The 544-nt window shown below is 44.3% G+C and carries 1 pseudogene; it reads left to right on the top strand.

What is annotated here, in order from left to right:
• Nucleotides 1–544: pseudogene (locus HMPREF2619_RS11700) on the top strand (cell surface protein); the annotation flags it as partial.

Below are 544 nucleotides of genomic sequence, written 5' to 3'. Positions count from 1 at the left end.
CACCAGCTTATGCCGCTAATGGTACAACTGAAATTGGTACTTACTCTATCGATTCAGCTAATGGTCAAGTCACTTTCACACCAACTGACAAATCATACACTGGTGCGGTAACTCCGGCTAAGGTTCAAGCGGAAAGCTCAAACGGTATCAAGGTTGATACAACATACACACCTGAAATCGTACCGGTAACACCGACAGCAACTCCAGCTGAAACAGAAGATATCCAAGGTGCGACTCAAACAGGTAAACCTGTATTCACAGAAGGTAATAGCCGTGTACCAATGAACGATGATGTTCCAGCAACATTTGGCGATGGTTCAACGACTAAAACTGTGGAAGGTGTTGGTATATATACAGTAGCAGCAGACGGAACAGTTACATTCGTGCCAGAGAAATCATTCACAGGTAAAGCACTGGCCGTAACGGTTGTTCGTGAAGATAAGAATGGAACCAAAGCTTCTGCGACTTACACACCAACAGTCACACCTGTAACACCAACAGCAGAAGATACAAGAACAACAGGTAAACAAGGTCAAACCCAAAC

Source organism: Streptococcus sp. HMSC074B11 (assembly GCF_001808705.1).
GTDB lineage: Bacteria > Bacillota > Bacilli > Lactobacillales > Streptococcaceae > Streptococcus.
Note: the sequence above shows the minus strand (reverse complement) of the source record. Positions and strands in the feature narration are given on the sequence as shown.